This is a genomic window from Rhodococcus xishaensis, from assembly GCF_004011825.1.
GTDB lineage: Bacteria > Actinomycetota > Actinomycetes > Mycobacteriales > Mycobacteriaceae > Prescottella > Prescottella xishaensis.
Map to the genome: position 1 here is coordinate 400,455 of NZ_RKLO01000002.1, position 25,605 is coordinate 426,059.

The 25,605-nt window shown below is 66.6% G+C and carries 21 protein-coding genes; 10 read left to right on the forward strand and 11 right to left on the reverse strand.

The window, feature by feature from the left end:
* Nucleotides 1-77: 77 nt before the first annotated feature.
* The 6 genes from EGT50_RS06265 to EGT50_RS06290 all read left to right on the forward strand — a co-directional run bounded on the left by EGT50_RS06265 (nt 78) and on the right by EGT50_RS06290 (nt 7,927).
* Nucleotides 78-1,223: a beta-propeller fold lactonase family protein gene (locus EGT50_RS06265; RefSeq protein ID WP_235870608.1), complete on the forward strand. Its 1,146-nt coding sequence runs from the start codon at nt 78-80 to the stop codon at nt 1,221-1,223.
* Between the two features lie 276 nt (nt 1,224-1,499).
* Nucleotides 1,500-2,576, forward strand: a complete 1,077-nt coding sequence (locus tag EGT50_RS06270) for a beta-propeller fold lactonase family protein (RefSeq protein ID WP_235870609.1) — start codon at nt 1,500-1,502, stop codon at nt 2,574-2,576.
* Between the two features lie 283 nt (nt 2,577-2,859).
* Nucleotides 2,860-3,936, forward strand: coding sequence for a beta-propeller fold lactonase family protein (locus EGT50_RS06275; RefSeq protein WP_408014606.1), 1,077 nt, complete (start codon nt 2,860-2,862; stop codon nt 3,934-3,936).
* 280 nt (nt 3,937-4,216) lie between these two features.
* Nucleotides 4,217-5,290: a beta-propeller fold lactonase family protein gene (locus EGT50_RS06280; protein WP_408014607.1), complete on the forward strand. Its 1,074-nt coding sequence runs from the start codon at nt 4,217-4,219 to the stop codon at nt 5,288-5,290.
* A 213-nt stretch (nt 5,291-5,503) separates the two neighbouring features.
* Nucleotides 5,504-6,655, forward strand: coding sequence for a beta-propeller fold lactonase family protein (locus tag EGT50_RS06285; RefSeq protein WP_127951709.1), 1,152 nt, complete (start codon nt 5,504-5,506; stop codon nt 6,653-6,655).
* Between the two features lie 159 nt (nt 6,656-6,814).
* Complete coding sequence (locus EGT50_RS06290) at nt 6,815-7,927, forward strand: YncE family protein (RefSeq protein WP_235870610.1); 1,113 nt, start codon at nt 6,815-6,817, stop codon at nt 7,925-7,927.
* A gap of 39 nt (nt 7,928-7,966) precedes the next feature.
* Here EGT50_RS06290 and pgl read toward each other — a convergent pair whose 3' ends face one another.
* The 5 genes from pgl to tkt are packed head-to-tail and all read right to left on the reverse strand — an operon-like array spanning nt 7,967 to nt 14,446.
* A complete protein-coding gene (gene pgl, locus EGT50_RS06295; protein ID WP_127951710.1) occupies nt 7,967-8,722 on the reverse strand; it encodes a 6-phosphogluconolactonase in 756 nt (251 codons plus the stop codon).
* A complete protein-coding gene (gene opcA, locus EGT50_RS06300; RefSeq protein ID WP_328590637.1) occupies nt 8,715-9,626 on the reverse strand; it encodes a glucose-6-phosphate dehydrogenase assembly protein OpcA in 912 nt (303 codons plus the stop codon). The genes pgl and opcA overlap by 8 nt, the downstream gene beginning before the upstream one ends.
* On the reverse strand, nt 9,623-11,164 hold the full coding sequence (gene zwf / locus EGT50_RS06305; RefSeq protein WP_127951712.1) for a glucose-6-phosphate dehydrogenase: 1,542 nt from the start codon (nt 11,162-11,164) through the stop codon (nt 9,623-9,625). The genes opcA and zwf overlap by 4 nt, the downstream gene beginning before the upstream one ends.
* 3 nt (nt 11,165-11,167) lie before the next feature.
* Nucleotides 11,168-12,301 (reverse strand): transaldolase, encoded by a 1,134-nt coding sequence (gene tal, locus EGT50_RS06310; protein WP_127951713.1) that lies wholly within the window; start codon nt 12,299-12,301, stop codon nt 11,168-11,170.
* Nucleotides 12,302-12,307: 6 nt separating this feature from the next.
* Nucleotides 12,308-14,446, reverse strand: coding sequence for a transketolase (gene tkt, locus EGT50_RS06315; protein ID WP_127951714.1), 2,139 nt, complete (start codon nt 14,444-14,446; stop codon nt 12,308-12,310).
* Between the two features lie 191 nt (nt 14,447-14,637).
* On the opposite strand from tkt, the gene EGT50_RS06320 reads away from it, so the two are divergent.
* Nucleotides 14,638-15,633, forward strand: a complete 996-nt coding sequence (locus EGT50_RS06320; protein WP_127951715.1) for a heme o synthase — start codon at nt 14,638-14,640, stop codon at nt 15,631-15,633.
* 5 nt (nt 15,634-15,638) lie between these two features.
* Here the strand turns inward: EGT50_RS06320 and EGT50_RS06325 are convergent, their stop codons facing one another.
* Nucleotides 15,639-16,604 carry a quinone oxidoreductase family protein gene (locus EGT50_RS06325; protein ID WP_127951716.1) on the reverse strand — a complete coding sequence of 322 codons (966 nt, stop codon included), beginning with the start codon at nt 16,602-16,604 and terminating at the stop codon, nt 15,639-15,641.
* A 94-nt stretch (nt 16,605-16,698) separates the two neighbouring features.
* Here EGT50_RS06325 and EGT50_RS06330 point away from each other — a divergent pair, with 94 nt between their 5' ends.
* A complete protein-coding gene (locus tag EGT50_RS06330; protein ID WP_127951717.1) occupies nt 16,699-17,052 on the forward strand; it encodes a hypothetical protein in 354 nt (117 codons plus the stop codon).
* 48 nt (nt 17,053-17,100) lie between these two features.
* On the opposite strand, the gene EGT50_RS06335 is transcribed toward EGT50_RS06330, so the two are convergent.
* The 5 genes from EGT50_RS06335 to mptB form a co-directional block, all read right to left on the reverse strand.
* A complete protein-coding gene (locus EGT50_RS06335; RefSeq protein ID WP_127951718.1) occupies nt 17,101-18,066 on the reverse strand; it encodes a COX15/CtaA family protein in 966 nt (321 codons plus the stop codon).
* A gap of 46 nt (nt 18,067-18,112) precedes the next feature.
* Nucleotides 18,113-19,672, reverse strand: a complete 1,560-nt coding sequence (locus EGT50_RS06340; RefSeq protein ID WP_408014608.1) for a hypothetical protein — start codon at nt 19,670-19,672, stop codon at nt 18,113-18,115.
* A 76-nt stretch (nt 19,673-19,748) separates the two neighbouring features.
* Nucleotides 19,749-20,546: an ABC transporter permease gene (locus EGT50_RS06345; RefSeq protein ID WP_127951720.1), complete on the reverse strand. Its 798-nt coding sequence runs from the start codon at nt 20,544-20,546 to the stop codon at nt 19,749-19,751.
* The gene (locus EGT50_RS06350; protein WP_408014615.1) at nt 20,543-21,496 is read right to left on the reverse strand and encodes an ABC transporter ATP-binding protein; all 954 of its coding nucleotides are present in this window, start codon (nt 21,494-21,496) and stop codon (nt 20,543-20,545) included. The genes EGT50_RS06345 and EGT50_RS06350 overlap by 4 nt, the downstream gene beginning before the upstream one ends.
* Before the next feature lie 14 nt (nt 21,497-21,510).
* On the reverse strand, nt 21,511-23,214 hold the full coding sequence (gene mptB / locus EGT50_RS06355) for a polyprenol phosphomannose-dependent alpha 1,6 mannosyltransferase MptB (protein ID WP_127951721.1): 1,704 nt from the start codon (nt 23,212-23,214) through the stop codon (nt 21,511-21,513).
* A gap of 63 nt (nt 23,215-23,277) precedes the next feature.
* Here mptB and EGT50_RS06360 point away from each other — a divergent pair, with 63 nt between their 5' ends.
* Both EGT50_RS06360 and sufB read left to right on the forward strand, forming a co-directional pair.
* Nucleotides 23,278-24,090, forward strand: a complete 813-nt coding sequence (locus tag EGT50_RS06360; protein ID WP_206615758.1) for a helix-turn-helix transcriptional regulator — start codon at nt 23,278-23,280, stop codon at nt 24,088-24,090.
* A 59-nt stretch (nt 24,091-24,149) separates the two neighbouring features.
* Complete coding sequence (gene sufB, locus EGT50_RS06365) at nt 24,150-25,595, forward strand: Fe-S cluster assembly protein SufB (RefSeq protein ID WP_127951723.1); 1,446 nt, start codon at nt 24,150-24,152, stop codon at nt 25,593-25,595.
* The last annotated feature ends 10 nt before the right edge of the window (nt 25,596-25,605 follow it).

Genomic DNA, 25,605 nt, shown 5'->3' on the forward strand with positions numbered 1-25,605 from the left:
CTGGCCGTCGCCTCCGGCCCGCCGGTTGTCTCACTGCATGGCCTGTCCGTTTTGTTCCTCTCGAGTAGGAGAGAAATGTGAATCGGCTGAGTGGTTTTCGAGGTCGCGGCACAGTCGGGGGGCGCGCCACCCGACTGATACTCGGGGTGACGGCTGCCTCTGCGATGGTGCTGGGAATGGTCGGAATCGGTGCGGGGGCCGCGGCGGCCGGGACCGTGATCGACACCATCCCGGTGGGGGATGTCCCGCTCGGGGTGGCGGTCAGCCCGGACGGGTCCCGCGTCTACGTGTCCAACGTCATCGGCGATTCGGTGTCGGTGATCGACACCCTCACGAATAGCGTGGTCGACACCGTTGCGGTCGGGGACGGTCCGTTCGGAGTCGCGGTGTCCCCGGACGGGTCCCGCGTTTACACCGCCAACAGTCAAGGCAATTCGGTGTCGGTGATCGACACCGGTACGAACGCTGTGATTGACACCGTCGTGGTGGGAGTCTTCCCGATCGGGGTGGCGGTCACCCCTGACGGATCTCATGTCTACGTCACCAATGTCAGCAGCGATAATGTAATGGTTATCGAAACTGCCGGTAATACGGTGGACGATACCTTTGTGACCCAGGACGGCCCGAACGGGGTTGCGGTATCCCCGGACGGGTCTCGCGTTTACGTCTCCAACGCTGGTAGTGCTTCGGTGTCGGTGGTCGAGACCGCCGGCAACACTGTCGTCGACACCGTTTCGGTCGGCGTCTCCCCGCAGTTTGTGGCGGTGAGCCCGGGCGGGTCCCGCGTCTACGTCGCCAACGGAATCGACGATTCGGTGTCGGTGATCTCCACCTTCACTAATAGCGTGGTCGACACAGTAACGGTCGGGGACAACCCGAACGGGGTGGCGGTGTCCCCGGACGGGTCCCGCGTCTACGTCACCAACGTTGGTGGCGATTCGGTGTCTGTGATCGCGACACTCGGTAACACCGTGGTCGAGACCATCCCTGTCGGAGGCTCCCCGGCCGGGGTGGCGTTCACCCCGTTCGGATTCCGCGCCTATGTCGCCAACCCTGACGACGACACGGTGTCGGTGATCGCCGTCAACAGGTGCTCCGGATCGCTGTGCATTGGCGCTGGATCGCTGGTGGGCGGTGGTTCGACGGGTAGTGGGGGTACAGGTTCCTTGGCCGGCGGAGGTTCGTTGGCGGGTGCCGGTTCGACGGGCAGCGCCGGAAGCTGACATCTGCGCGGTGAGTTGGGGGCGCCGCCACCGGTGATCGTGTCGGTGGCGGCGTCGCACGTTCTGGTGGATGTGGGGCTCTTCGGTGCGTCGGGGGCCTGATGCGGATTGTGGTTGTTAGCCTCCTGTCGGCTGGTGGTCTCTCCGGTCGCTGGTTGTCTCACTGCATGGCCTGTCCGTTTTGTTCCTCTTGTGTAGGAGGGAAATGTGAATCGGCTCAGTGGTTTTCGAGGTCACCGCACGATCGGGAGGTGCGTCCGACGTCTGATGGTCGGAATGACATCCGCTTGCATCATGGTGCTGGGTATGGCCGGGATCGGTGCGGGGACCGCGGTAGCGGATACCGTCATCGACACCATTCCGGTGGGGGATTTTCCGAGCGGTGTGGCGGTCAACCCATTTGGATTCCGTGCCTATGTAGCCAACAGCGACGACGACTCGGTGTCGGTGATCGACACCGTTACGAACACGGTGGTCGACACCGTGACGGTCGGGGACTCCCCGCGCGCGGTGGCGGTGAGCCCGGACGGGTCCCGCGCGTACGTCTCCGAGGCCGACGCCGACACGGTGTCGGTGATCGAGACCGTCGGTAACACCGTGAGCGTGACCATCCCAGTCGGCGACTTCCCTACTGGGGTGGCGGTGTCCCCGGACGGGTCCCGCGTCTACGTCGCCGAACTCTTCGACGATTCGGTATCGGTGATCGAGACAGTCGGTAACACCGTGGTCGATACGATCCCACTCGGCGCCGCCCCTACAGGGGTGGCGGTGTCCCCGGACGGGTCCCGCGTCTATGTCGCCAATAATGTGGGCGACACAGTTTCGGTGATCGACGCCGGGACAAGCACGGAGCTCACTACCATCGCGGTGGGGAACAGCCCGCGCGGGGTGGCGGTCACCCCGGACGGGTCTCGCGTTTATGTCACCAACAGACTTGACGACACGGTGTCGGTGATCGACACCGACACGAACACGGTGGTCGACACCGTGACGGTCGGGGATCGCCCGGTTAGGGTGGCGGTGTCCCCGTTCGGGTCCCGCGTCTACGTCACCAACCTCTTGGACGATTCCGTGTCGGTGATCGAGACCGCTGGGAACACGGTGGGCGAGATCGTCCCCGTCGGGGACTCCCCGATCGGGGTGGCGATAGCCCCGTTCGGGTCCCGAGCCTATGTCACCAACAGCGACGGCGACACGGTGTCGGTGATCGCTGTCGAGCGGTGCTCAGGTTCGTTGTGCATCGCCACCGCATCGCTGGCGGGCGGCGGTTCAACGGGCAGCGGTGGCACCGGTTCGCTGGTGGGCGGGGGTTCCCTGGGGGGTGCTGGTTCGGCGGGCAGTGCCGGCAGCTGACACCCGTGCTGCGGTGAGTTGAGGGTGCCGCCACCGGTGATCGTGTCGGTGGCGGCGTCGCACGTTCTGGTGGATGTGGGGCTCTTCGGTGCGTCGGGGGCCTGATGCGGATTGTGGTTGTTAGCCTCCTGTCGGCTGGTGGTCGTTTCCGGTCGCTGGTTGTCTCACTGCATGGCCTGTCCGTTTTGTTCCTCTTGTGTGGGAGAAAAATGTGAATCGGCTCAGTGGTTTTCGAGGTCATCGCACGGTGGTCGGGAGGCGTACCGCCCGTCTGATGTTCGGGGTGACATCTGCTTGCGCAATGGTGCTGGGGATGGCCGGGATCGGTGCGGGGACCGCGGCGGCGGATACCGTCATCGACACCATTCCGGTGGGAGGCTCTCCGATCGGGGTGGCGGTCAACCCCTTTGGGTTCCGCGCCTACGTCGCCAACGATGATGACGACTCGGTGTCGGTGATCGACACTGTCACGAACACGGTGGTCGACACCGTCACGGTCGGGGGTGCCCCGAACATGTTGGCGGTCACCCCGGACGGGTCCCGCGTCTACGTCGCCAACAACGACGACGATTCGGTGTCGGTGCTGAACACCGTCACGAACACGGTGGTCGCCACCGTGACGGTCGGGGACGGCCCGTTCGGGGTGGCGGTGTCTCCGGACGGGTCCCGCGTCTACGTCGCCAACAGAATCGATGGTTCGGTGTCGGTGATCGACACCGGCACAAACACGGAGATCGACACCGTGACGGTCGGGGACGGCCCCCGTGGGGTGGCGGTATCCCCGGACGGGTCCCGCGTCTACGTCGCGAACAGCGTCGACGGTTCGGTGTCGGTGATCGACACCGGCACAAACACGGAGATCGACACTGTGACGGTCGGGGCCAGCCCCCGCGGGGTGGCGGTATCCCCGGACGGGTCCCGCGTCTACGTCGCCAACAGAATCGACGATTCTGTGTCGGTGATCGACACCGGCACAAACACGGAGATCGACACCGTGACGGTCGGGGTCAACCCCCGCGGGGTGGCGGTATCCCCGGACGGGTCCCGCGTCTATGTCACCAACAGCTCGGGCGATACGGTATCGGTGATCGCGACTGTCGGTAACACCGTGGTCGACACCGTCGCGGTGGGCGATTTCCCACTCGGGGTGGCATTCACCCCGCTCGGACTCCGCGCCTATGTCGCAAACAGTGACGACGACACGGTGTCGGTGATCGCCGTCGACGAGTGCCTCGGCTCGCTGTGCTTCGGGTTCGGTTCGCTGGTGGGTGGTGGTTCGACGGGTAGCGGAGGCACCGGGTCGTTGGTGGGCGGCGGTTCACTTGGGGGTGCTGGTTCGGCGGGCAGCGCCGGCAGCTGACACCCGCGCTGCGGTGAGTTGAGGGCGCCGCCACCGGCGATCGTGTCGGTGGCGGCGTGGTGCGTTCTGGTGGATCTGGGGCTCTTCGGTGCGTCGGGGGCCTGATGAGGATTGTGGTTGCTAGCCTCCCTGTCGGCTGGTGGTCTCTCCGGCCGCTGGTTGTCTCACTGCATGGCCTGTCCGTTTTATTCCTCTTATGTAGGAGAAAAATGTGAATCGGCTCAGTGGTTTTCGAGGTCACCGCACGGTCGGAAGGCGCGTCTCACGTCTGATGTTCGGGGTGACAGCTGCTTCTGCGATGGTGTGGGGTATGGCCGGGATCGGCGCGGGGGCCGCGGCAGCGAATACCGTCATCGACACGATTCCGGTGGAGAACCCGGTCGGGGTGACGATCACCCCGGATGGGTCGCGCGCCTACGTCACCAACCAATCGGAAAATTCGGTGTCGGTGATCGGCACCGGCACGAACACCGTGGTCGATACCGTCGCGGTCGAGGACTTCCCGACGGGGGTGGCGGTCACCCCGGACGGGTCCCGCGTCTACGTCACCAACCGTGACGACAATTCCGTGTCGGTGATCGGGACCGCCGGGAACACCGTCATTGACACAGTGGAGGTCGGGAACAGTCCGGTAGGGGTGGCGATCACCCCGGATGGGTCCCGCGCCTACGTCACCAACAGAGGCGGTAATGCGGTGTCGGTGATCGACACCGCCACCACCACGGTCGTCGAGAGCGTGACGGTCGGGAACAGTCCCCGTGGGGTGGCGATTACCCCGGATGGGTCCCGCGCCTACGTCACCAACAGAGAAGATGATTCGGTGTCGGTGATCGACACCGCCACCACCACGGTCGTCGACACAGTGGCAGTCGGGAGCAGTCCGCGTGGGGTGGCGGTGACCCCGGATGGGTCCCGCGCCTACGTCACCAACAGAGGCGATGATTCGGTGTCGGTGATCGACACCGCCACCACCACGGTGGTCGACACGGTGGCGGTCGGGGACGGTCCGCGTGAGGTGGCGGTCACCCCGGATGGGTTCCGCGCCTACGTCACCAATACCGACGGTGATTCGGTGTCGGTGATCGACACCATCACCACCACGGAGGTCGAGACCGTCCCCGTCGGGGACTTCCCCTTCGGGGTGGCGGTCACCCCGGACGGGTCCCGCGCCTACGTCACCAACATTCTTGACGACACGGTGTCGGTGATCGGCGTCGACAGGTGCCTCGGGTCGTTGTGCATCGCCACGGGTTCGCTGGTAGGCGGTGGCTCGACGGGCAGTGGAGGTGCCGGTTCGCTGGTGGGCGGTGGTTCGTTGGCGGGTCTGGGGTCGGCTGGCAGCACCGGCAGCTGATACCCGAGCTGTGGTGAGTTAGGGGCGCCGCCACCGGTGGTTCGTGTCGGTGGCGGCGTTGCGTTTCTTGGACGTTGTGTGGCCTCTTCGGCGATTCGTGGGCCTGATGTGGATTGCGGTTGTTAGCCTCCTTTCGGCTGGTGGCCGTCTCCGGGCGCTGGTTGTCTCGCTGAATCGCCTGTCCGTTTTATTCCTCTTGCGTGGGAGAGAAATATGAATCGGCTCAGTGGTTTTCGAGGTCGTTGCACGATCAGGGGACGCGCGGGGCGTGCGGTCCTCGGGGTGGCATCTGCTTGCGTCATGGTGTTGGGTATGGCCGGGATCGGCGCGGGGGCCGCGGCAGCGGACACCGTCATCGACACCATTCCGGTCGGGGAGTTTCCGAACGGGGTGGCGGTCAGCCCATTTGGGTTCCGCGCCTACGTCGCCAACGCCGTCGACGATTCGGTGTCGGTGATCGACACCGTCACGAATACTGTGGTCGACACCGTGACAGTCGGGGACTTCCCGCTGGGGGTGGCGGTGTCCCCGGACGGGTCGCGCGCCTACGTCACGAATCGTGACGACGATTCGGTGTCGGTGATCAACACCTTCACCAACACGGTGGTCGACACCGTGACGGTCGGGGACGACCCCTTCGGGGTGGCGGTGACCCCGGACGGGTCCCACGTCTACGTGACCAACACCACCGGTGCGCCTTCGGTATCGGTGATCCAGACGGTCGACAACACCGTGGTCACCACAGTCGGCGTCGGGACCTTCCCGATCGGGGTGGCGGTCACCCCGGACGGGTCTCACGTCTACGTCACCAATACCGGTGGCGATACTGTGTCGGTGATCCAGACCGTCGACAACACCGTAGTCACCACAGTCGGGGTCGGGAACGGCCCGCTCGGGGTGGCGGTCACCCGAGACGGATCGCGGGTCTACGTCGGCAACAACGATGACGGTACGGTGTCGGTGATCGAGACTGCCGGGAACACCGTGGTCGATACCGTCGTCGGGGTCGGAGTCGGTGCCGCCGGGGTGGCGGTGACCCCGGACGGGTCCCGCGTCTACGTCGCCGACGTCGGCGACGACGCGGTGTCGGTGATCGAGACTGCCGGGAACACCGTCATCGAGACCATCCCTGTCGGGGGCGCCCCGTCCTTTGTGGCGCTCACCCCACTCGGGTCCCGCGTCTACGTCACCAACAGTGCGGACGACACGGTGTCGGTGATCGCCGTTGAGCGGTGCTCCGGATCGTTGTGCCTCGCCACCGGATCGCTGGTGGGCGGTGGTTCGACGGGCAGCGGAGGCACCGGTTCCTTGGCCGGCGGTGGTTCGCTGGCGGGTGCTGGTTCTGCGGGAAGCACCGGCAGCTGACACCCGCACCTGCGGTGAGATGCGGCGCTGCCACCGACGAGCGCGTGTCCATGGCGACGCCGAGCCTCGCCCGTTCGTCTCACCGCATGGCCTGTCTATTCAATTCCTCTGGTGCAGGAGGGAAATGTGGACCGAATCAATAGGCTTCGAGGTCGCCGAGTGGCTGAGGGGCGCGTCGTACGTGTGATGTTCGGGATGGCATCGGCTTGCACAATGCTGCTGGGTATGGCCGGGATTGGTGCGGGGGCGGCGGCAGCGGATACCGTGATCGACACCATTCCGGTAGGAAGCGGACCTGTCGGGGTGGCGGCGTCCCCGTTCGGGTCGCGCGTCTACGTCGCCAACACCGCTGACGACTCGGTGTCGGTGATCGAGACCGTCGGCAACACGGTGATCGATACAGTCGGCGTCGGGGACGGCCCCTTCGGGGTGGCGGTCACCCCGAACCGATCACACGTCTACGTCACCAACAGATTTGACGACACGGTGTCGGTGATCGACACCGGCACAAACACGGTGGTCGACACTGTTGTGGTCGGGGACGTACCTCAAGGGGTGGCGGTGTCCCCGAACGGGTCCCGTGCTTACGTCTCCCACTTATTCAACTTCACGATGTCGGTGATCGACACCAACACCAATAGCGTGGTCGACATCGTTCCGGTCGGGAACGGCGCGTCCGGGGTGGCAGTAACTCCGGACGGGTCCCACGTGTACGTCGTCAACGCCTTCGAGGACACAGTGTCGGTAATCGAGACCGCCGGAAACACCGTGGTCGACACCGTTACGGTCGGCGACGATCCGTCAGAGGCGGAGGTGACCCCGGACGGATCCCGCGTCTACGTCACCAACACCCTGGACGGCTCGGTGTCGGTGATCGGGACCGCCGGAAACACCGTGGTCGACACCGTTGCGGTTGGCGACAGCCCGTTCGGGGTGGCGGTGACCCCGAACGGGTCCGGCGTCTACATCACCAACACCGGCGAGGGGACGGTGTCGGTGATCGAGACCGCCGGGAACACGGTAGTCGAGACCGTTACGGTCGGGACCGGCCCAGCCGGGGTGGCGGTGGGCCCGTTCGGGTTCCGCGTCTACGTCGCCAACTTTTACGATGATGCCGTGTCGGTGATCGCCGCCAGGAAGTGCTCCGGATCGTTGTGTATCGCAACCGGATCGTTGGCGCGCGGTGGTTCGACTGGTAGTGGAGACAGCGGTTCGCTGGTGGGCGGTGGTTCTCTTGCGGGTGCTCGTTCGACGGGGAGCGCCGGCAGCTGACATCCACGCGTTGCGCGAACTCCTTTGGCGGAGGGTGCGTCAGGTCGGCAGCTGTGAGGCGGCTGCCTGGTCGAGCAGCCACCGCGTCGTCGTATGGCCACGGGCTCCGGCGGCGGGGATCTCGACCGGGGGAGCGCCGCCGACCGCGGCCGCCACCGCCTCGGCCTTCGCTTCCCCGGACACCACGAGCCACACTTCGTTCGCGCTCCGGATCGCGGGCAACGTCAGTGTGATCCGAACCGGGGGCGGCTTTGGTGAATCGGTAACCGCGACGACGTACTGGTGTTCTTCCCGCACCGCATCGGTCTGGGGGAAGAGGGAATTCACGTGTCCCTCTCCGCCCATACCTAGGAGGTGGACGTCGAACAGCGGGCCGGTTCGCTCGGCGGCGAACACGTCGATTACCTCCGCGTACGCGGCGGCCGCGGTCACCGGATCACTACCGTACGCGCCATCCGAGGCAGCCATGACGTGAACGCGGGCCGGGTCGACCGGAACGTGGTCGAGCAACGCCTGATGTGCCTGCACCTCGTTGCGCTCGGGATCGCCTGCGGGAAGGAATCGCTCGTCACCGAAGAACACATCGAGAGCAGCCCAGTTGATCGTGCCCGGGTTGTCACGCACGTGCTCCAGCAGGGCGATGCCCGTGCCGCCGCCGGTGAGGACGACCGCTGCCGAACCGCGTGCCTTCTGCGACGCGACGACGGCGTCGACGAAGCGCTCGGCCGTCGCACGTACGAGTGTTGCCGTGTCGGTGAAGCGGTGAATCTCGTTCCGGCTTGATGTTTCAGACATATTCCACCTTCGACAGGCCGGTCAGGGCAGCCTCGTAGATCTGGTCGGGATCGAGCCGCCGTAGTTCCTCGGCGAGACAGTCGCGCGTCTCACGGCGGGCTAGGGGCACAAGGGCGTCCGGTTGACCTGTCCGGCTGAGCGTCGCTGTCGTCTCGGCCTGCGGCCGGCTGATTGCGATGCGGTCGTTGTTCGCCAACTGCAGTTCGACGAACAGTTCTCCCGTCTGTCGTCGGACGGTGCCCTCGATGCGGTCGGCGAGCCACCCCGCCAGAACGTCGAGAGCGGGTTCGCACGCCAGACCGGACACCGTCGCCGAGACGATTTGTGCGTAGGGCGGTTGGTCCAGCGCCGACGTCAGCAACGCACGCCAGTAGGTGATGCGGCTCCACGCAAGGTCGGTATCGCCCGCCGTATACGAGCCGAGTCGGCTCTTTATCGTCCCTGTGGGGTCTTCGGCACCGGTCGCATCGGTGATCCGCCGAATCGCCAACCTTCCCACTGGATCCAGTGCGGGTACCGCGGGCGCGTTCTCGGGCCACCACGCCACCACCGGCGTGTCGGGCAGCAGGAACGGCACGACGACGCTGGCCTCGTGATCGGCGAGTTCGCCGTACAGTCGCAAGACCACGACCTCGGAGGCACCGGCGTCGCCGCCCACACGGATTTCGGCATCGAGATGTGTTTCTTCCGAACGAGATCCGCGTGCAACGACAATCACACGACACGGATGTTCACGGCTGGCCTCGTTGGCGGCGTCGATGACGTCCTCACCGTTGTTGCTCTCGCGGGTGCACACCACGAGCGTCAACACCCGGCCGAGGGTTACTGCACCACCCATCTCGCGCAGTTCCACGAGCTTCTTGTTGACGGTGCCGGTCGTGGTCGAGGGCAACTCGATGATCACGGTCTCCTCCATTCACGACCGGTGCGGCGCATCATCTCCTGCGCCGACGGTGGACCCCACGTTCCAGCCTCGTACGGTTCGGGCTTCCCCTGGCTTGCCCAGTGCTCGAGAACCGGATCGAGGATCTTCCACGACAACTCGACCTCGGCGTTGACCGGGAACAGTGACGGCTCGCCGAGAAGCACGTCGAGGATCAGCCGCTCGTACGCCTCCGGCGACGAGACCGTGAACGCCTGTCCGTAGCTGAAGTCCATGTTCACGTCACGGACCTCCATGCTCGAGCCCGGCACCTTGGAACCGAACCGCATGGTCACGCCCTCGTCAGGCTGGACGCGGATCACCAGCGCGTTCTGGCCGAGCTCTTCGGTCATCGTCGCGTCGAACGGGAGGTGCGGTGCGCGCTTGAAGACAACCGCGATCTCGGTGACCCTGCGGCCCAATCTCTTTCCGGTCCGCAGATAGAAGGGCACACCGGCCCAACGTCGGGTGTCGACTTCGAGGGTGATCGCCGCGTAGGTCTCCGTGGTGGAGTCCTGGGCGAACCCTTCCTCCTCGTGGAGGCCCACGACCTCGAGGCCGCCCTGCCAACCGCCCGCATACTGTCCGCGGGCGGTGGTCTCGTCGAGCGGCTCGGCCAGTCGCGTGGCCGACAGGACCTTGATCTTCTCGGCTTGCAGTTCCGACGGTTCGAAGCTGACCGGTTCCTCCATCGCGGTGAAGGCGAGCAACTGCAGCAGATGGTTCTGGATCACGTCGCGGGCGGCGCCGATGCCGTCGTAGTAGCCGGCGCGGCCGCCCAGTCCGATGTCCTCGGCCATCGTGATCTGCACGTGATCGACGTAGTGCGAGTTCCAGATCGGGTCGAACAACTGGTTCGCGAAGCGCAGAGCCAGGATGTTCTGGACGGTCTCCTTGCCGAGGTAGTGGTCGATGCGGAACACCGTGTCCTCGGGGAACACCTTGTTCACCACCGCGTTGAGCTCGCGGGCGCTGTCGAGATCGTGGCCGAACGGCTTCTCGATGACCACTCGACGCCACTGGCCGTCCACCGACTTCGCCAGCCCCGACCGCGACAGCTGCTGGCACACCGTCGGGAATTGAGCCGGGGGAATCGACAGGTAGAAAGCATGATTGCCGCGGGTGCCGCGTTCGCGGTCGAGCGTGGCGAGGGTCTCTTTGAGTTCGGTGAACGCGGACTCGTCGTCGAAGCTGCCCTGCACGAAGCGGATGCCCGTCGCCAGCTGCTCCCACACGTGTTCCCTGAACGGGGTGCGCGCATGCTCACGGACCGCGTCGTGGACGATCTTCCCGAAGTCCTCGTCCGCCCAGTCACGCCGGGCGAACCCCACGAGAGCGAAGCCGGGCGGCAACAGCCCCCTGTTGGCGAGGTCGTACACCGCCGGCATCAGCTTCTTGCGCGCCAAGTCGCCGGTGACACCGAAAATCACCAAGCCGCAGGGGCCGGCGATGTGTGGCAGTCGCCGGTCCCTGCTGTCCCGGAGCGGGTTGATCCAAGCGTCCGCCGTGGGCCCGCTCACGGATCAGCCCTCTCGAGCTGCGGCGAGTTGCACCGTGATCGCGTCGAGAAGTTCGTTCCACGACACCTCGAACTTCTTCACGCCTTCGGACTCGAGCTTGTCGAACACAGCCGGGATGTCGATACCGACGGCTGCGAGTTCGTCGAAAACGGCCTGCGCAGCCGCGGCTCCACCGGTGACGGTGTCGCCGGCGACGGTGCCGTGGTCGGCGACCGCCTCCAGGGTCTTCTCCGGCATCGTGTTGACGGTGTTCGGGGCAACGAGATTCGTCACGTAGAGCGTGTCGGGGTAGGCGGGGTTCTTCACGCCCGTCGACGCCCACAGCGGACGCTGTACGCGAGCACCCGCCGCCGCGAGCGCCGCCCACCGGTCGCCGCCTTCGAAGACCTTCTGGTAGGACGCGTACGCCAGGCGGGCGTTCGCTACACCGGCCTTACCGCGCAGCGCGAGCGCGGCATCCGTACCGATCGACTCGAGCTGCGAGTCGATCTCGGTATCCACGCGGGAGACGAAGAACGACGCCACCGAGTGAATCTTCGACAGGTCGTGTCCGGCGGCCTTTGCAGCCTCGAGCCCGGCGAGGTAGGCGTCGATCACCGCCTCGTAGCGCTCGACCGAGAAGATCAGCGTGACGTTGACGCTGATGCCCTCGGCGATCGCCGCGGTGATCGCGGGCAGCCCCGCCTTCGTCGCCGGAATCTTTATCAGCAGGTTCTCGCGGTCGACGAGCTTCCACAACTCGATCGCCTGCGCGACGGTGGCGTCGGTCTCGTGGGCCAGACGCGGATCGACCTCGATCGAGACCCGGCCGTCCACACCGCCCATCGCGGCTGACACCGGCGCAAGCACGTCACACGCATTGCGGACGTCGTCCGTGGTGAGCGCGCGCACGACCTCGTCGACGCCAGCTCCCTGTGCGGCGAGTTCGTGCAGTTGCCGGTCGTACGCCTCGCCCTTGGTGATGGCTCCCTGGAAGATCGTCGGGTTCGTGGTGACGCCGACGACACTGCGGGTGGCGATCAGTTCCGCGAGGTTTCCGGTCTCGAGCCGTGTCCGGGACAGGTCGTCGAGCCACACGGACACGCCCGCCGCGGACAGAGCCGCAAGGTTCGTGTTCTGGGTTGCTGTGTCAGTCATCGTGATTCATCCCTTTGCAGCATTGTTGGCGCGGCTCACCGCGATGTCTCTGGTGCGGGCAAGAGTGCGGCGGGCAGCCGCGGTGACCGCATCGGCGGTGAAACCGAACTCACGGAACAACGTCTTGTAGTCGGCGGAAGCGCCGAAGTGCTCGATCGATACTGCTTCCCCGTCACTCCCGATGATCTTGTACCACGGCATCGCGATACCTGCCTCGACCGAAACGCGGGCGCGCACCGACGGCGGGAGGACTTCGTCGCGGTATGCCTGGTCCTGCTGCTCGAACCAGTCGAAGCAGGGAACCGACACGACGCGCGTCGCGATGCCGTCCGCCTCGAGCTCGTCGCGGGCCGCAACTGCCAACTGAAGTTCCGAGCCGGTTGCGAGGAGAATCACCTCGGGGCTGCCGGTTGACGCCTCGGCCAGGATGTATCCACCGCGGGCCACGCCCTCGGCGGCCTTGGTCCGGGTGCCTTCGAGGACCGGGATGTCCTGACGGGTGAGCGCCAGCGCAGTGGGGCCAGTCTTGTGTTCGAGCGCGGCCTTCCACGCCTGGGCGGTCTCGTTGGCGTCGCCCGGACGGATGACGGACATGTTCGGAATGGCGCGCAGCGCAGCGAGGTGCTCGATCGGCTGGTGGGTCGGGCCGTCCTCGCCGAGGCCGATCGAGTCGTGCGTCCACACGTACAGCGCGGGAGTCTGCATGAGTGCGGCCAGACGGACCGCCGGACGCATGTAGTCGCTGAAGACCAGGAACGTGCCACCGTAGGCGCGGGTCGGGCCGTGCAGCACGATGCCGTTGAGGATCGAACCCATCGCGTGCTCGCGGACGCCGAAGTGCAGGGTGCGCCCGTACGGCTGAGCTTTCCAGTCCTTCGTCGAGATCGACGTGGGCCCGAACGAGTCGGATCCGTCGATCGTGGTGTTGTTGCTGCCGGCGAGGTCGGCCGAACCGCCCCACAGCTCCGGCAGGATCGGGCCGAGCGCGCCCAGGACCTTGCCCGACGCCTTGCGGGTCGCGACGCCCTTCGCGTCCGCGTCCCATGACGGCAGATTGTCCGCCCACCCCTGCGGGAACTCACCGGCGTGCAGCCGATCGAACAGCGCCTTGCGTTCGTGCTCACGTGCGGCCCAGGTGTCGAAGTCGGCCTGCCACTGCAGGTGCGCGCGCTGTCCGCGTTCGGTCACCTTGCGGGCGTGTGCGAGGGCGGCGGGGTCGACGTCGAAGCTCTTGTCGGGATCGAAGTCCAGTGCGCGCTTGACGGCGGCCACCTCGTCGGCACCGAGCGCAGCGCCGTGCACGTCGCCGGTGTTCATCTTCGTCGGAGCCGGGTATCCGATGATGGTGCGCAGCAGAATGATCGACGGCCTGTCAGTAACGGCCTTCGCGGCTGCGACGGCGTCGAGGATCCCGGAGACGTTCTCGCCACCCTCCACGGTCTGCACGTGCCAGCCGTACGCCTCGTAGCGCTGGGCGACGTCCTCGTCGAGCGCGATCGCGGTGTCGTGCTCGATCGAGATCTTGTTGTCGTCGTAGAAGACGATGAGGTTGCCGAGCTGCTGGACGCCGGCGATCGACGACGCTTCGGAGGTGACGCCCTCTTCGATGTCACCGTCGGACGCGATGACGTAGATGTGGTGGTCGAACGGGCTGGTACCGGCGGGGGCGTCCGGGTCGAACAGGCCACGCTCGCGGCGCGACGCCATCGCCATGCCGACCGCTGAGGCCAGACCCTGTCCGAGCGGACCGGTCGTCATTTCGACGCCGACGGTGTGGCCGTACTCCGGGTGGCCAGGTGTCAGGGATCCCCATGTGCGCAGGGCCTCGATGTCTGACAGTTCGAGGCCGTAGCCCGACAGGTACAGCTGCAGGTACAGGGTCAGGCTGCTGTGTCCGCACGAGAGGACGAAGCGGTCGCGTCCGACCCAGTCCGGGTTCTTCGGGTCGTGACGCAGTACCCGCTGGAAGAGCGTGTAGGCGAGCGGAGCCAGACTCATCGCGGTGCCCGGGTGGCCGTTGCCCACCTTCTGGACGGCGTCCGCGGCGAGAACTCGGGCGGTGTCGACGGCCTTGGTGTCCAGGTCGGTCCAGTCGTCGGGGTGGACCGGTTGCGTGAGGTCGCGGATCTCGTCTGTGATCGACACGGGCAGATGTCTCCTGACATGGTTGACGTGGAGCCGGAGGGTGCTGTAGGTGTTGCGCGCCTCTCGTGCGCTTCCAGCCTAGTGTGCCGCCTAGATCGGGTCGATTCGGTTGGCGGATAAGGGACGTCTACCATCGGTCGTAGTAGTGCAGGCGTAGGCGAGGATGTAGTCGCGTGGGGCAAGGAGACAGCGTGCGTACAGGGCATAGGCCGAGCGGACACGGCTTCGGCAGCCCCGGCGGCGCATCAGCTTCCGAATCGAACACAGCGCGGGACACGTCTACCCTGCGCGGACGTGTGGCATCGACGATCCTGGCTTACGTCGCGCTGACGAAGCCGCGGGTGATCGAACTGCTGCTGGTCGCAACGATTCCGGCGATGCTTCTCGCCGACCGCGGCCACATCGACCTGGTTCTCATCCTCAGCACGCTCTTCGGCGGATGGATGGGTGCCGCGAGCGCCAACGCCCTCAACTGCGTCGCCGACGCGGACATCGACAAAGTGATGAAGCGCACGGCGCTGCGCCCGCTGGCGCGCCAGGCCGTGCCGACCAGAAACGCGTTCGTCTTCGGCATCACGCTCGGTGTCGCGTCGTTCCTGTGGTTGTGGTGGCGCGCGAACCTGCTCGCCGGCCTCCTCGTGGTGCTCACGATCGCGTTCTACGTGCTGTTCTACACAATGGTGCTCAAGCGCCGGACGTGGCAGAACGTGATCTGGGGTGGCGCCGCGGGCTGCATGCCCGTGATGGTCGGCTGGGCCGCGGTCACCGGATCGCTCAGCTGGGAGCCGCTGGTGCTGTTCCTGGTGATCTTCTTCTGGACCCCGCCGCACACCTGGGCGCTGGCGATGCGCTACAAGGAGGACTACAAGGCTGCCGGCGTGCCGATGCTCCCGGTCATCGCGTCTGAACAGCACGTGACCAAGCAGATCGTGCTCTACACGTGGGCCACTGTCCTGGCAACGCTCGCGCTCGTGCCCGCAGCCGGATGGATCTACGCGGTCGTCACGCTCCTGGCCGGCGCGTGGTTCCTCTTCGTTGCCCACCAGCTCCACAACGGTGTTCGCCGTGGCGCGTCCGTCAAGCCGCTGAAGCTGTTCCTGCAGTCCAACAACTATCTCGCCATCGTGTGCTGCGGCCTGGCCGTCGACTCGATCCTGGGCTGGGCCACCATCTCGAGCTACTTCTGACCGAGCTAGGGCACCAGCACGATCGAGCCTGTGGTTTTCCGGCCTTCCAGGTCACGATGTGCCTGTTCGGCCGCGTCCAACGGGTAGCTCGCACCGACTCGCATTTTGAGGGTTCCCACAGCGATCGCGTCGAACACCGCGCGGGCGCGCCACGTCAACTCTTCACGGTCTCGCACGTAGTGGGCGAGCGTCGGTCGGGTGACGAACAGTGAGCCGGCGGCGTTGAGCCGTTGGAGGTCGAACGGCGGAACCGGACCGCTGGCGGCGCCGAACAAGACCAGGGTGCCTCGGATCCGCAGCGACTCGAGGCTCGCGTCGAAAGTGTCCTTGCCGACACCGTCGTACACCGCGGCGACGCCTTCGCCGCCGGTGAGTTCACGCACCTTGCGCGACAGCTCGGCACCGTAACGCAGAACCCGCCAGGCGCCGGCCTCGCGGGAGAGTGCCTCCTTCTCGTCGGTCGAGACAGTCGTTATCACCTTGACGCCCTTCGCGGCCGCCATCTGCGTCAGGAGCAGCCCGACACCACCGGCGCCGGCATGGACGAGGACCGTCTCACCCGGCCGAGCCGGGTACGCGGACTCGATCAGGTAGTGCGCGGTCATGCCCTGCAACAGCGCGGAGGCGGCCTGTTCGGGAGCGACGCCGGCGGGGGCATCCACAGCCACGGCTGACGGCACCACGACCTTCTCCGCGTAGCTACCGGGCGCCGCCGCCCACGCCACCCGGTCGCCCACCCCGAACTCGGTGACCGCGGATCCGACCTCGACGACCACGCCCGTCCCCTCTTCACCCGGGACGTACGGAAGGTCGCGAGCGTAGATCCCGGTCCGGAAGTAGGTGTCGATGAAGTTGACCCCGATCGCCTCGGTTGCGACCAGCAGGTCATCGGGCCCGGGTAGCGGATCGGCTACCTCCGCGGGAGCGAGAACCTCCGGACCACCGTTCTCGGACACCACGATTGCACGCATGCCCCTGTTCTACACCGCGGTCCCACCCCGCGTGGCGCAGCGGTAGCACTACGGCCCTGCCGAACGCCGGGCTACCACCCAGTAGTCTGAGCCCATGAGCACCGATACCCAGAGCACCGCTACGGACTCGGCCCTGCCTTCGCGCACGGTCGCCGCGATCCGGAAGTTCCTCTCCGAGCACGGCGGATCCGCTAGCGCGGTCATCCAGCCGGTGGGGCGCGCGGGCGTTCGGATCACGCTCGTCGGCGCCGACGGTGTCCTCGGCGACCAGGTGGTCGACAGTGTCGCGGTGGCGAATGCGGTCGTCGCCTCGTTCGACGAGATCACGGTCTCGGGGTGGGATCGCGAGCTCACCAGCGTGGTGACCCCGCGCCAGGGCCACTTCGCGCAGATGGCCGGCTGGGTCGCCCGCCAGACGCGCTTCCCCAAGGCGCGCAACGAGCGCTGAGGCGCATAGACCCAGGGGGTCGCGGCGCCGGGGTGACGTCGCGGTCGGTCAGACCGGGACTTTGACCGGTTGGCGGACGGTTTCCCGAACCCGGCCAGCAGCCCACACCGCCGCTGTAGCCGCGGTGCACGCTCCCGCTCCCGCCACGTGGATGGCCACCAAGGCCGCGGGGACGTCGGTGAAGTACTGCACGACACCCACCAGGGCCTGCGCCACGACCAATCCGATCAGCACTAGCAGGCGCTTCTTGACCGCCGCCGGTGCGGCGACCGCGTACAGGCCGAACGCCAGGCCGATCAGCAGGGCGAGGTAGCCCACGAGCATCTCGGAGTGCAGGTGGACCAGCGTGGTGATGTCCATTTCCAGGCGAGGGACCGGGTCCTCGGCGCTCTTGTCGCCGGCGTGCGGGCCGGCGCCGGTGACCATCGTTCCTGCGACGAGGACGCCGGCAAGGGCGACGCCCGACAGCGCCGTCAGCCAACGCAACGGCTGGGGCACGGTCTGCGTCTCGACACCATCGTCGGGCTCGCCGACCTTGACGAAGAGCAGCACCGCGAGCCACACCATGAGCATCGACACAAGCAGGTGGATTGCGACCGTCCACCACGCGAGACCGGTGAGCACCGTGATGCCACCGATCACGGCCTGCAGGACGGTGCCGGCCGGCATGAGCCACGCGTAGGCGATGACCTCCGGGCGGCGCCGTGCCCGGGTCACCGCCAGCACGATCGCGGCGGCCGCGAGCACGACGACGAACGTCAGCAGACGGTTACCGAACTCGACCACCTGGTGGAGCGTCTGCACGCCGCTGGACATGCCCACCGGCACGAACGATCCGGGAAAGCACTGTGGCCATGTCGGGCAACCGAGACCGGACGCCGTCACCCGCACGACCGATCCGGTCACCGCGATGCCACCCTGCGTGAGGATCACGATGAACGCGATTACCCGCTGCGCGGCAGGGGATGGGAGGGGAAGACGGTCGACAAGGCTCAGGAACCCGCGATACAGCACGCCCCGATGTTAGATGGCCGTCCACTACTCTCTGTCGTTGGCCCGGCTAGGAGTCGGTCGACGTCTCCGATGACTCATCCGAGCCACCGCTGCCGGCATTGCCCGGATTGACGGAAACGATGCCCGAGATCGTGCCCTGCATGTACCGGCCGTCGTCCGTGATCAGTGCCGCCATCTGCAGTGTGTCGCCCAGGAGCGAGCTCGAGATCGAGTGGGTCTTTCGCAAGTCCCCGGTCTCGGGGTCGATGACCGCGTACGCGAACCCGTCCAGCGGCGTGGTCACGTCCAGTCCCTCCCGGACCGCCGTGTAGATGTTCCCGTCCGCGATCGACAGTTGCGGCACGGCCGAACTGCGGACCTGGTTCTGCCACACCGTCGCGCAGCCCTGGCCGTCGGCGTCGACATCGACGCGTGTCATGCCGCCGTGGAAGGGTGCGGAGGCAGGCACGGCCTCGCCGGCCCCAGCCGGAACCGTCGGATACGGGTACCCGTAGGTGCTCGCGACGAACACCGACCGTCCGACTCCGATCGGGGAGTTCTCACTGCCGCTGCCGCCGGGTTCGAGGCTGCCCGAGAAGCTGCCCGAAAGGCTGCCGGAGCTGCCCGCCAGGCTGCCTCCGCCGCCACTGGGCGGCAGGACCGGTTCCTTGCAGACCTCCTCGCCGGTCGCGGAGCGGTACACCAGCAGATTCACCTGGCCGTCGGCATTGTCGATTATCGTCAGGTACTCCGAACCAGCAGTGGGGCCGAAGTAGGTGGGTGTCGAACCGGTGCCCCAGCTGAGCTGTCCCGGCTTGCGGGCGGAGCCGCGGTCGTAGGGCTGCCGCCAGTCGATCTGTGGCTCGGAGTTGGGTCCCGCGCTCAGCTGGTATGTCGCGTGGGTAGATGCGACCGCGGTTCCCTCGGCGGATGTCGAGATGCTGTTCTGCACCTGTTCACCTTCTGGAAGGGCGAGGGTCCGTGCGGTCCCGCCGGCGTCGACCGTGCCTACGATGCCGCCGCCGGTCGCGAACCACACGACGCCGTCCAGGTCGGGCGCCAGGCCCGTGACGTTGTCGTCGTCCGGGATCGCCGAGGTCAGGTCGGTGCTCTCGTCCACACTCAACGTCCACTCGCCGTTCTGGGCCTGAGTGTGCCCGATCCGCAGCAGGTGCCGGGTGCCGTCCACCACGACGAGCCGGTCCTCGGAATCGAGGTATGCATACACCCCGCCCAGCAGGCTGCCCTTGGTGAGCTCGAGTTTGTCCAGCGTCCCCGAAGTCGTCGGATCGAGCAGGTACACCGTCGGGTTCTGCCCGATCATCGTCGTACACAGCGACACGACAAGACCGTCCGAACCCTGCAGCAGGGTCGGACACGCTGACGAGAGGTTGTACGTCACAGTCGAGACATCGCCCGTACCCGGGCCGGCGAGCGGCGTGGCGTCGGACGACTCCGCGTCGCCGTGCATGGTCGAGGTTCCCGGAGGTCCAAGGTACGGGTTCGGCGGCGCCAGCGGACCCCACGCGGGGACCGCGCCGACCGTCGCCGGGGCCAGTGCAAGAGCGAGTGCGCCGCACGCGGCGATGGAGGTCCGTCGGAGTGTGGTGATGGCGGAAGTAGACACGGCGGCGATTGTGGTGCAAAACGGTCAGTCGCGGAGGGTTTTCCCTGACGCACTGAGCGATGAACGAATACTCGTTTCAGGTGAACTTGAAAGTCCTGGTCGCGACGAATCCGGATACCAATGCCCACCCCGCCAAGACCGCCACGCACATGACGTTGACGCTGCCTCCGGTGGCGTCCTCGAGCGCCTGCGCGAGAGCCCCGGAGGGGATCAATTGCGCCCCGATCCGGACACTGCTGTGCAATTCGTCGGCGAAGATGACGCTGCCGATACCAGCCATCGCGAACCAGAGGATGTTCGCGAGCGCGAGGACGATCTCGGCGCGCAATGTCCCCCCGAGCAGTAGGCCCATCGCCGCGAACGTGACAGTGCCGAGCGCGATGACGACGGCACCGAGTACGAGACCGAGTGCACTCGGGCGCCAACCGAGCGCGAAGCCGATCGCGCCGAGCAGCACTGTCTGTAAGGCGACGACGATGACGACCGCGGCGCTCTTGCCGGCGATGATGCCCCAACGAGGAAGTGGTGTGGCCCCGAGGCGTTTGAGGGCGCCGTAGCGGCGGTCGAATCCGACTGCGATCGCCTGTCCGGTGAACGCGGTGGACATGACGGCCACCATCATCACAGCCGGGACGATCGTGTCGACACGGTCGCTGCCGAAGTCGCCGATCGGGAGCATCGTGAGGCCGATCAACAGGGTGATCGGGATGAACATGGTGATAAGCAACTGCTCGCCGTTGCGTAGCAGAAGCGTGAGTTCGAGCCTGGTCTGCGCGGAGAGCATCCGCCGGGGCGACGCGGGGCGCGGGCGTGGGGTGAACGTGCCGTCGGCGAATCGGTTGTCGGCCAGGCGGTCGTGGTGCGTCACGCTCATCCCCTCAGATCCCGTCCGGTGAGTTCGAGGAAGACGTCCTCGAGGCGACGCTGATCGACCCTGATCTCCGTGGCCAGCGCGCCCTGCCCGGCGCACCACGACGCCGCCGCCGCGACCACGTGTGGATCGATCGTGCCGCGCACGACGTAGTCACCGGGCGACACTTCCTGCACCTGAAACTCGGCGGGCAGTGCCGCGCGCAGCGGTGCGAGATCAAGCCCGGGCGGGGCGACCAGGCTCATTCGGCCGTCCGCGCCCGTGCGAGTGACCTCCGACGGCGTGCCGGACGCGACGATCCGGCCGTGGTCGATGATCACGAGTTCGTCGGCCAGTTCCTCGGCCTCGTCCATAAGGTGTGTGGTCAACAGCACGCTGACACCGTCGCGGCGCAGGGCGTCGATCAGCTCCCAGACGAGCAGTCGGGCCTGCGCGTCGAGACCCGCGGTCGGTTCGTCGAGGAACACGAGTTCAGGGCGCCCCACGAGCGCACAAGCGAGCGACAGTCGCTGCTGCTGTCCGCCCGACAGGCGACGGTAGGGGGTGCGGCGGGCGTCCTGCAGGCCGAGGCTGCGCAGCAGCCACTCCGGATCGTGCGGATCCTCCGAGTACGACGCGACGAGGTCGAGCATCTCGCCCGTCCGCGAACCGGGGTAGGCGCCGCCGCCCTGGAGCATGACGCCGATCCGGGGACGTAGCGCGGCCGAGTCCGCGACCGGATCCAGCCCGAGGACCCGGACCGATCCGGCATCGGGGGAGGCGAAGCCCTCGCACATCTCGACGGTCGTGGTCTTACCTGCACCGTTCGGGCCGAGCAGGGCCAACACCTGCGCCTGTTCGAGGGTCAGATCGAGTCCGTCGACGGCACGGACGTCGCCGAACGCCTTCACGACGCCTTGGAGGTGCACCGCGGACTCGCTCTTGCGGGGCGTCGCTTCCGACGCGCTGACAATCACGAAGCTCCAGCCTAGGCCCCGGCCGGATTGGTTTGTTCGGTGGTACCGGGTTGCGGGCGCCAGGGCAGGCGATTGCGGGTGACGAAGATGAGCACGATGCTGACTATGGCCGTTGCGATCGCGGCCTGGACGATCATGAACGGCTCGTACTCGGCACCGTTCGGCATGAGGATCACGCTCACGAACGACGAGAAGGCGATGGTCGGTATGCGGAAGACCGGGCGGGTGGCCCACGCCGCGAGCGGAATCACTGCCCACAGCAGATACCAGGGCTGCACGACCGGGAAGAGCAGCACGATGGCACCGAGCGAGACGCCTAGTGCCCCCACCGGGTGGATTCGACCCACCAGTACGGCGATCAGCATGCGCAGTGTGATGAAGCCGGCGATCACCGACGCGATCGGGCGAGTAAGGCTGAGCACCGCGGTGGTGTGGTCGCCGAGTCCGAGCAGCACGCCGACCAGGCCGGTACCCAGACCGAGCAGGGTGGGGATCGACATCCAACTCCGGACCTCGGTGGCGGTGCCGAGAGTCTGCGTCCAGCCCATGCCGAGGCCGCTCGCGGTGCTGACGAAGACGGTGACCGCGACGGTCACGGCGCCGAACAGAACCGCTGCTGACAGGAGTGCCTTGAAGTTGGCGCCCCATCTGCGGGCAAGCGCCATTCCCACGAAGCCGAGCGCCAGCAGCGAGGGGATCTTGATCGTCGACGACAACGCGATGAGTGTCGCACCTGCGAGCAGGAGCAGGAGGACGCGGCCGCGTATCGGCTCGGTGCCCTCGACGGCTCGCAACGCGATCTCCACGCCCGCCAGCATGAGGCCGATCATCAGGGCCTCGTTGTGAATGCCGGCAACCAGGTGGAACAGCACGAGGGGATTCGCGGCGCCGAGCCAGAGCGCGCTGACACCGGACACACCGCACCGGCGCGCCAGACGGGGAAGCGCCCAAACGATCATTCCGACGCCGGCGAGCGCGAGCAGGCGGTGCAAGAAGATGCCGGCGACGATGTTCTCCCCGGTCAGCCACGTGATTCCCTTGCCCATCCACAGGAAGAGCGGACCGTACGGCGCGGGGGTGTCCCGCCAGATGTTCGGGACGGTCCGGGTGAGGACGTTGTCGACGCCGAGCGCTCCGGCCGGACCGATCGCGTACGGGTCGAGGCCGCGGGCGGTGATCTCGCTCTGCGCCAGGTACGAATAGACGTCGCGACTGAACATCGGCGGCGCGACCGTGAGGGGAATCACCCACAACAGCAGGGTCCGGTCGAGTTGGGAGCGGCTCAACTGTCGGGGTGCGTGCCCACCACGCATGTTTCCGATCGCGAACCGCCCGAGCAGGAGCCACGCCAGCACGACCATGACGGTGCCGGTCAACGTCATGCTCAAGGTGGCGCTCGTCATGCGGGCCGGCAGGCCCAGCAGCCGCAGCCCCTGGACCGGGTTCTGCAGGACAGGCTGGGCGCCGGCGCCCAGCGCGCCGACCGCCATGAGCACGGCGCCGGTCGCGCCGAACAGTCGGATCCAATGCAGTTGGCGGGTCTCGTGGGCATTGAGGCCCGGGGCTTCGGTCTCGTCGCCGTGCAGTGCGTCGGCTACCGAGTGCCGAGGGGAACGCCCATCGATGCCGAGCACGCGTTTGACGAAGGCGCCGGCATGCTCGACCCGAGACCGGGCCGGAGCATCCGACTCGTGTTCTGTCTCGGTCTGCGGCACACGGTGCAGCGTAGCGCTGCGAACGGGGTGCTCAGGCCCACCCCGACCCAGCCCTCCTGAGGGGTGTGGCGCCGATTACACAGGGCACCCTTCGTGGACCGATGCCCCGAATTCCGTCACACTAGTGTTGTGAAATTGGAAGCGGCACGACCTTCGAACGGAGAACACGCAGGTCACGAACCTGTGCACCCCTCCGGCGGATCGTCGCTGCCCGTTGCCGGTGGACACGAGGGGCACACGAGGGCCGCTGTGGTGCAGTTGCTCGTCGAGGAGGGCCCCATCTCAGCTACCGACATCGGTGCGCGACTCGGTCTCAGCGCTGCCGGTGCCCGACGGCATCTCGACGCGCTCATCGAGGCAGGCGAGGCGCAGGAGGCCAGCTCGGCCGGGTGGCGGCAGCGAGGGCGGGGGCGACCGGCGAAGCTGTTCCAGATCACCGCGGCAGGTCGAGGCAAGCTCGGTCACACCTACGACGACCTGGCCAGCGCCGCGATGCGGCAGCTGCGGGAGATCGGTGGCGAGGCGGCCATCGAGGACTTCGCCCGGCGTCGAGTGCAGTCCATCGTCGCTGACGTCACGCCTGTGGCGGCAGACGAGCCGGAAGCGGTCGAGTCGACCGCCGAGTCGATCGCGGAGGCGTTCACATCGGCGGGGTTTGCGGCGTCGACCCGTCCGGTCGGCAACGGCGTGCAGATCTGCCAGCACCACTGCCCGGTCTCGCACGTGGCGGAGGAGTTCCCGGAGCTGTGTGAGGCGGAAAGGGAAGCGTTCTCCGAACTGCTCGGCCGGCACGTCCAACGTCTGGCGACGATCGCGAACGGAGACTGCGCCTGCACGACCCACGTCCCGCTCGCCCTACCCCCCAAGACCCAATAGATGTTCTCCCCGGTGGACAGCCCACACCGGTACGTAACAAGACTCCGGAAGGAGCCCGCATGACCGTCACATCAGACCAGGTGACACCCGAGGCGCCACTCTCGCAAGAGGAGACGATCGCCTCGCTGGGCAACTATGAGTACGGCTGGTCGGATTCCGACCTTGCCGGTGCGAGTGCCCAGCGAGGACTGTCTGAGGACGTCGTGCGGGATATCTCCGCGAAGAAGAACGAACCTGAGTGGATGCTCGACATCCGCCTCAGGGCGTTGCGCACCTTCGAGAAGAAGCCCATCCCGCAGTGGGGTTCGAACCTCGAGGGGATCGACTTCGACAACATCAAGTACTTCGTGCGGTCCACGGAGAAGCAGGCCGAGAGCTGGGAAGACCTGCCCGAGGACATCAAGAACACCTACGACAAGCTGGGTATCCCCGAGGCGGAGAAGCAGCGTCTGATCGCTGGTGTGGCGGCACAGTACGAGTCGGAGGTCGTGTACCACCAGATCCGCGAGGACCTCGAGTCCGAGGGTGTGATCTTCCTCGACACCGACTCCGGTCTGCGTGAGCACCCGGAGATCTTCCGCGAGTACTTCGGCACGGTCATCCCGGCCGGCGACAACAAGTTCTCCGCGCTGAACACCGCCGTCTGGTCCGGTGGATCGTTCATCTACGTGCCGCCGGGCGTGCACGTCGACATCCCGCTGCAGGCCTACTTCCGGATCAACACCGAGAACATGGGCCAGTTCGAACGGACGCTGATCATCGTCGACGAGGGCGCTTCGGTGCACTACGTCGAGGGTTGCACGGCACCGATCTACAAGTCCGACTCGCTGCATTCCGCGGTGGTCGAGATCATCGTCAAGAAGGGTGGCCACTGCCGCTACACGACGATCCAGAACTGGTCGAACAACGTCTACAACCTGGTGACCAAGCGCACCAAGGTCGAGGCGGGCGGCTCGATGGAATGGATCGACGGCAACATCGGTTCGAAGGTGACGATGAAGTACCCGGCGGTGTGGATGATGGGCGAGCACGCCCGCGGTGAGGTGCTCTCGGTTGCCTTCGCAGGCGAGGGGCAGCACCAGGACACCGGCGCGAAGATGCTGCACCTGGCACCGCACACATCGTCGACAATCGTGAGCAAGTCCGTCGCCCGCGGCGGCGGTCGCGCGTCGTACCGCGGCCTGGTCCAGGTCAACAAGGGTGCCCACGGGTCGAAGGCGACCGTCAAGTGTGACGCCCTGCTGGTCGACCAGATCAGCCGATCCGACACCTACCCCTACGTGGATGTCCGCGAGGACGACGTGACGATGGGCCACGAGGCGACGGTGTCGAAGGTCAGCGACGACCAGTTGTTCTACCTGATGAGTCGGGGTCTGACGGAGGACGAGGCCATGGCGATGGTGGTGCGAGGGTTCGTCGAACCCATCGCCAAGGAGCTGCCGATGGAGTACGCCCTCGAGCTCAACCGCCTGATCGAACTGCAGATGGAAGGGGCCGTGGGTTAGTGGCGAGCGA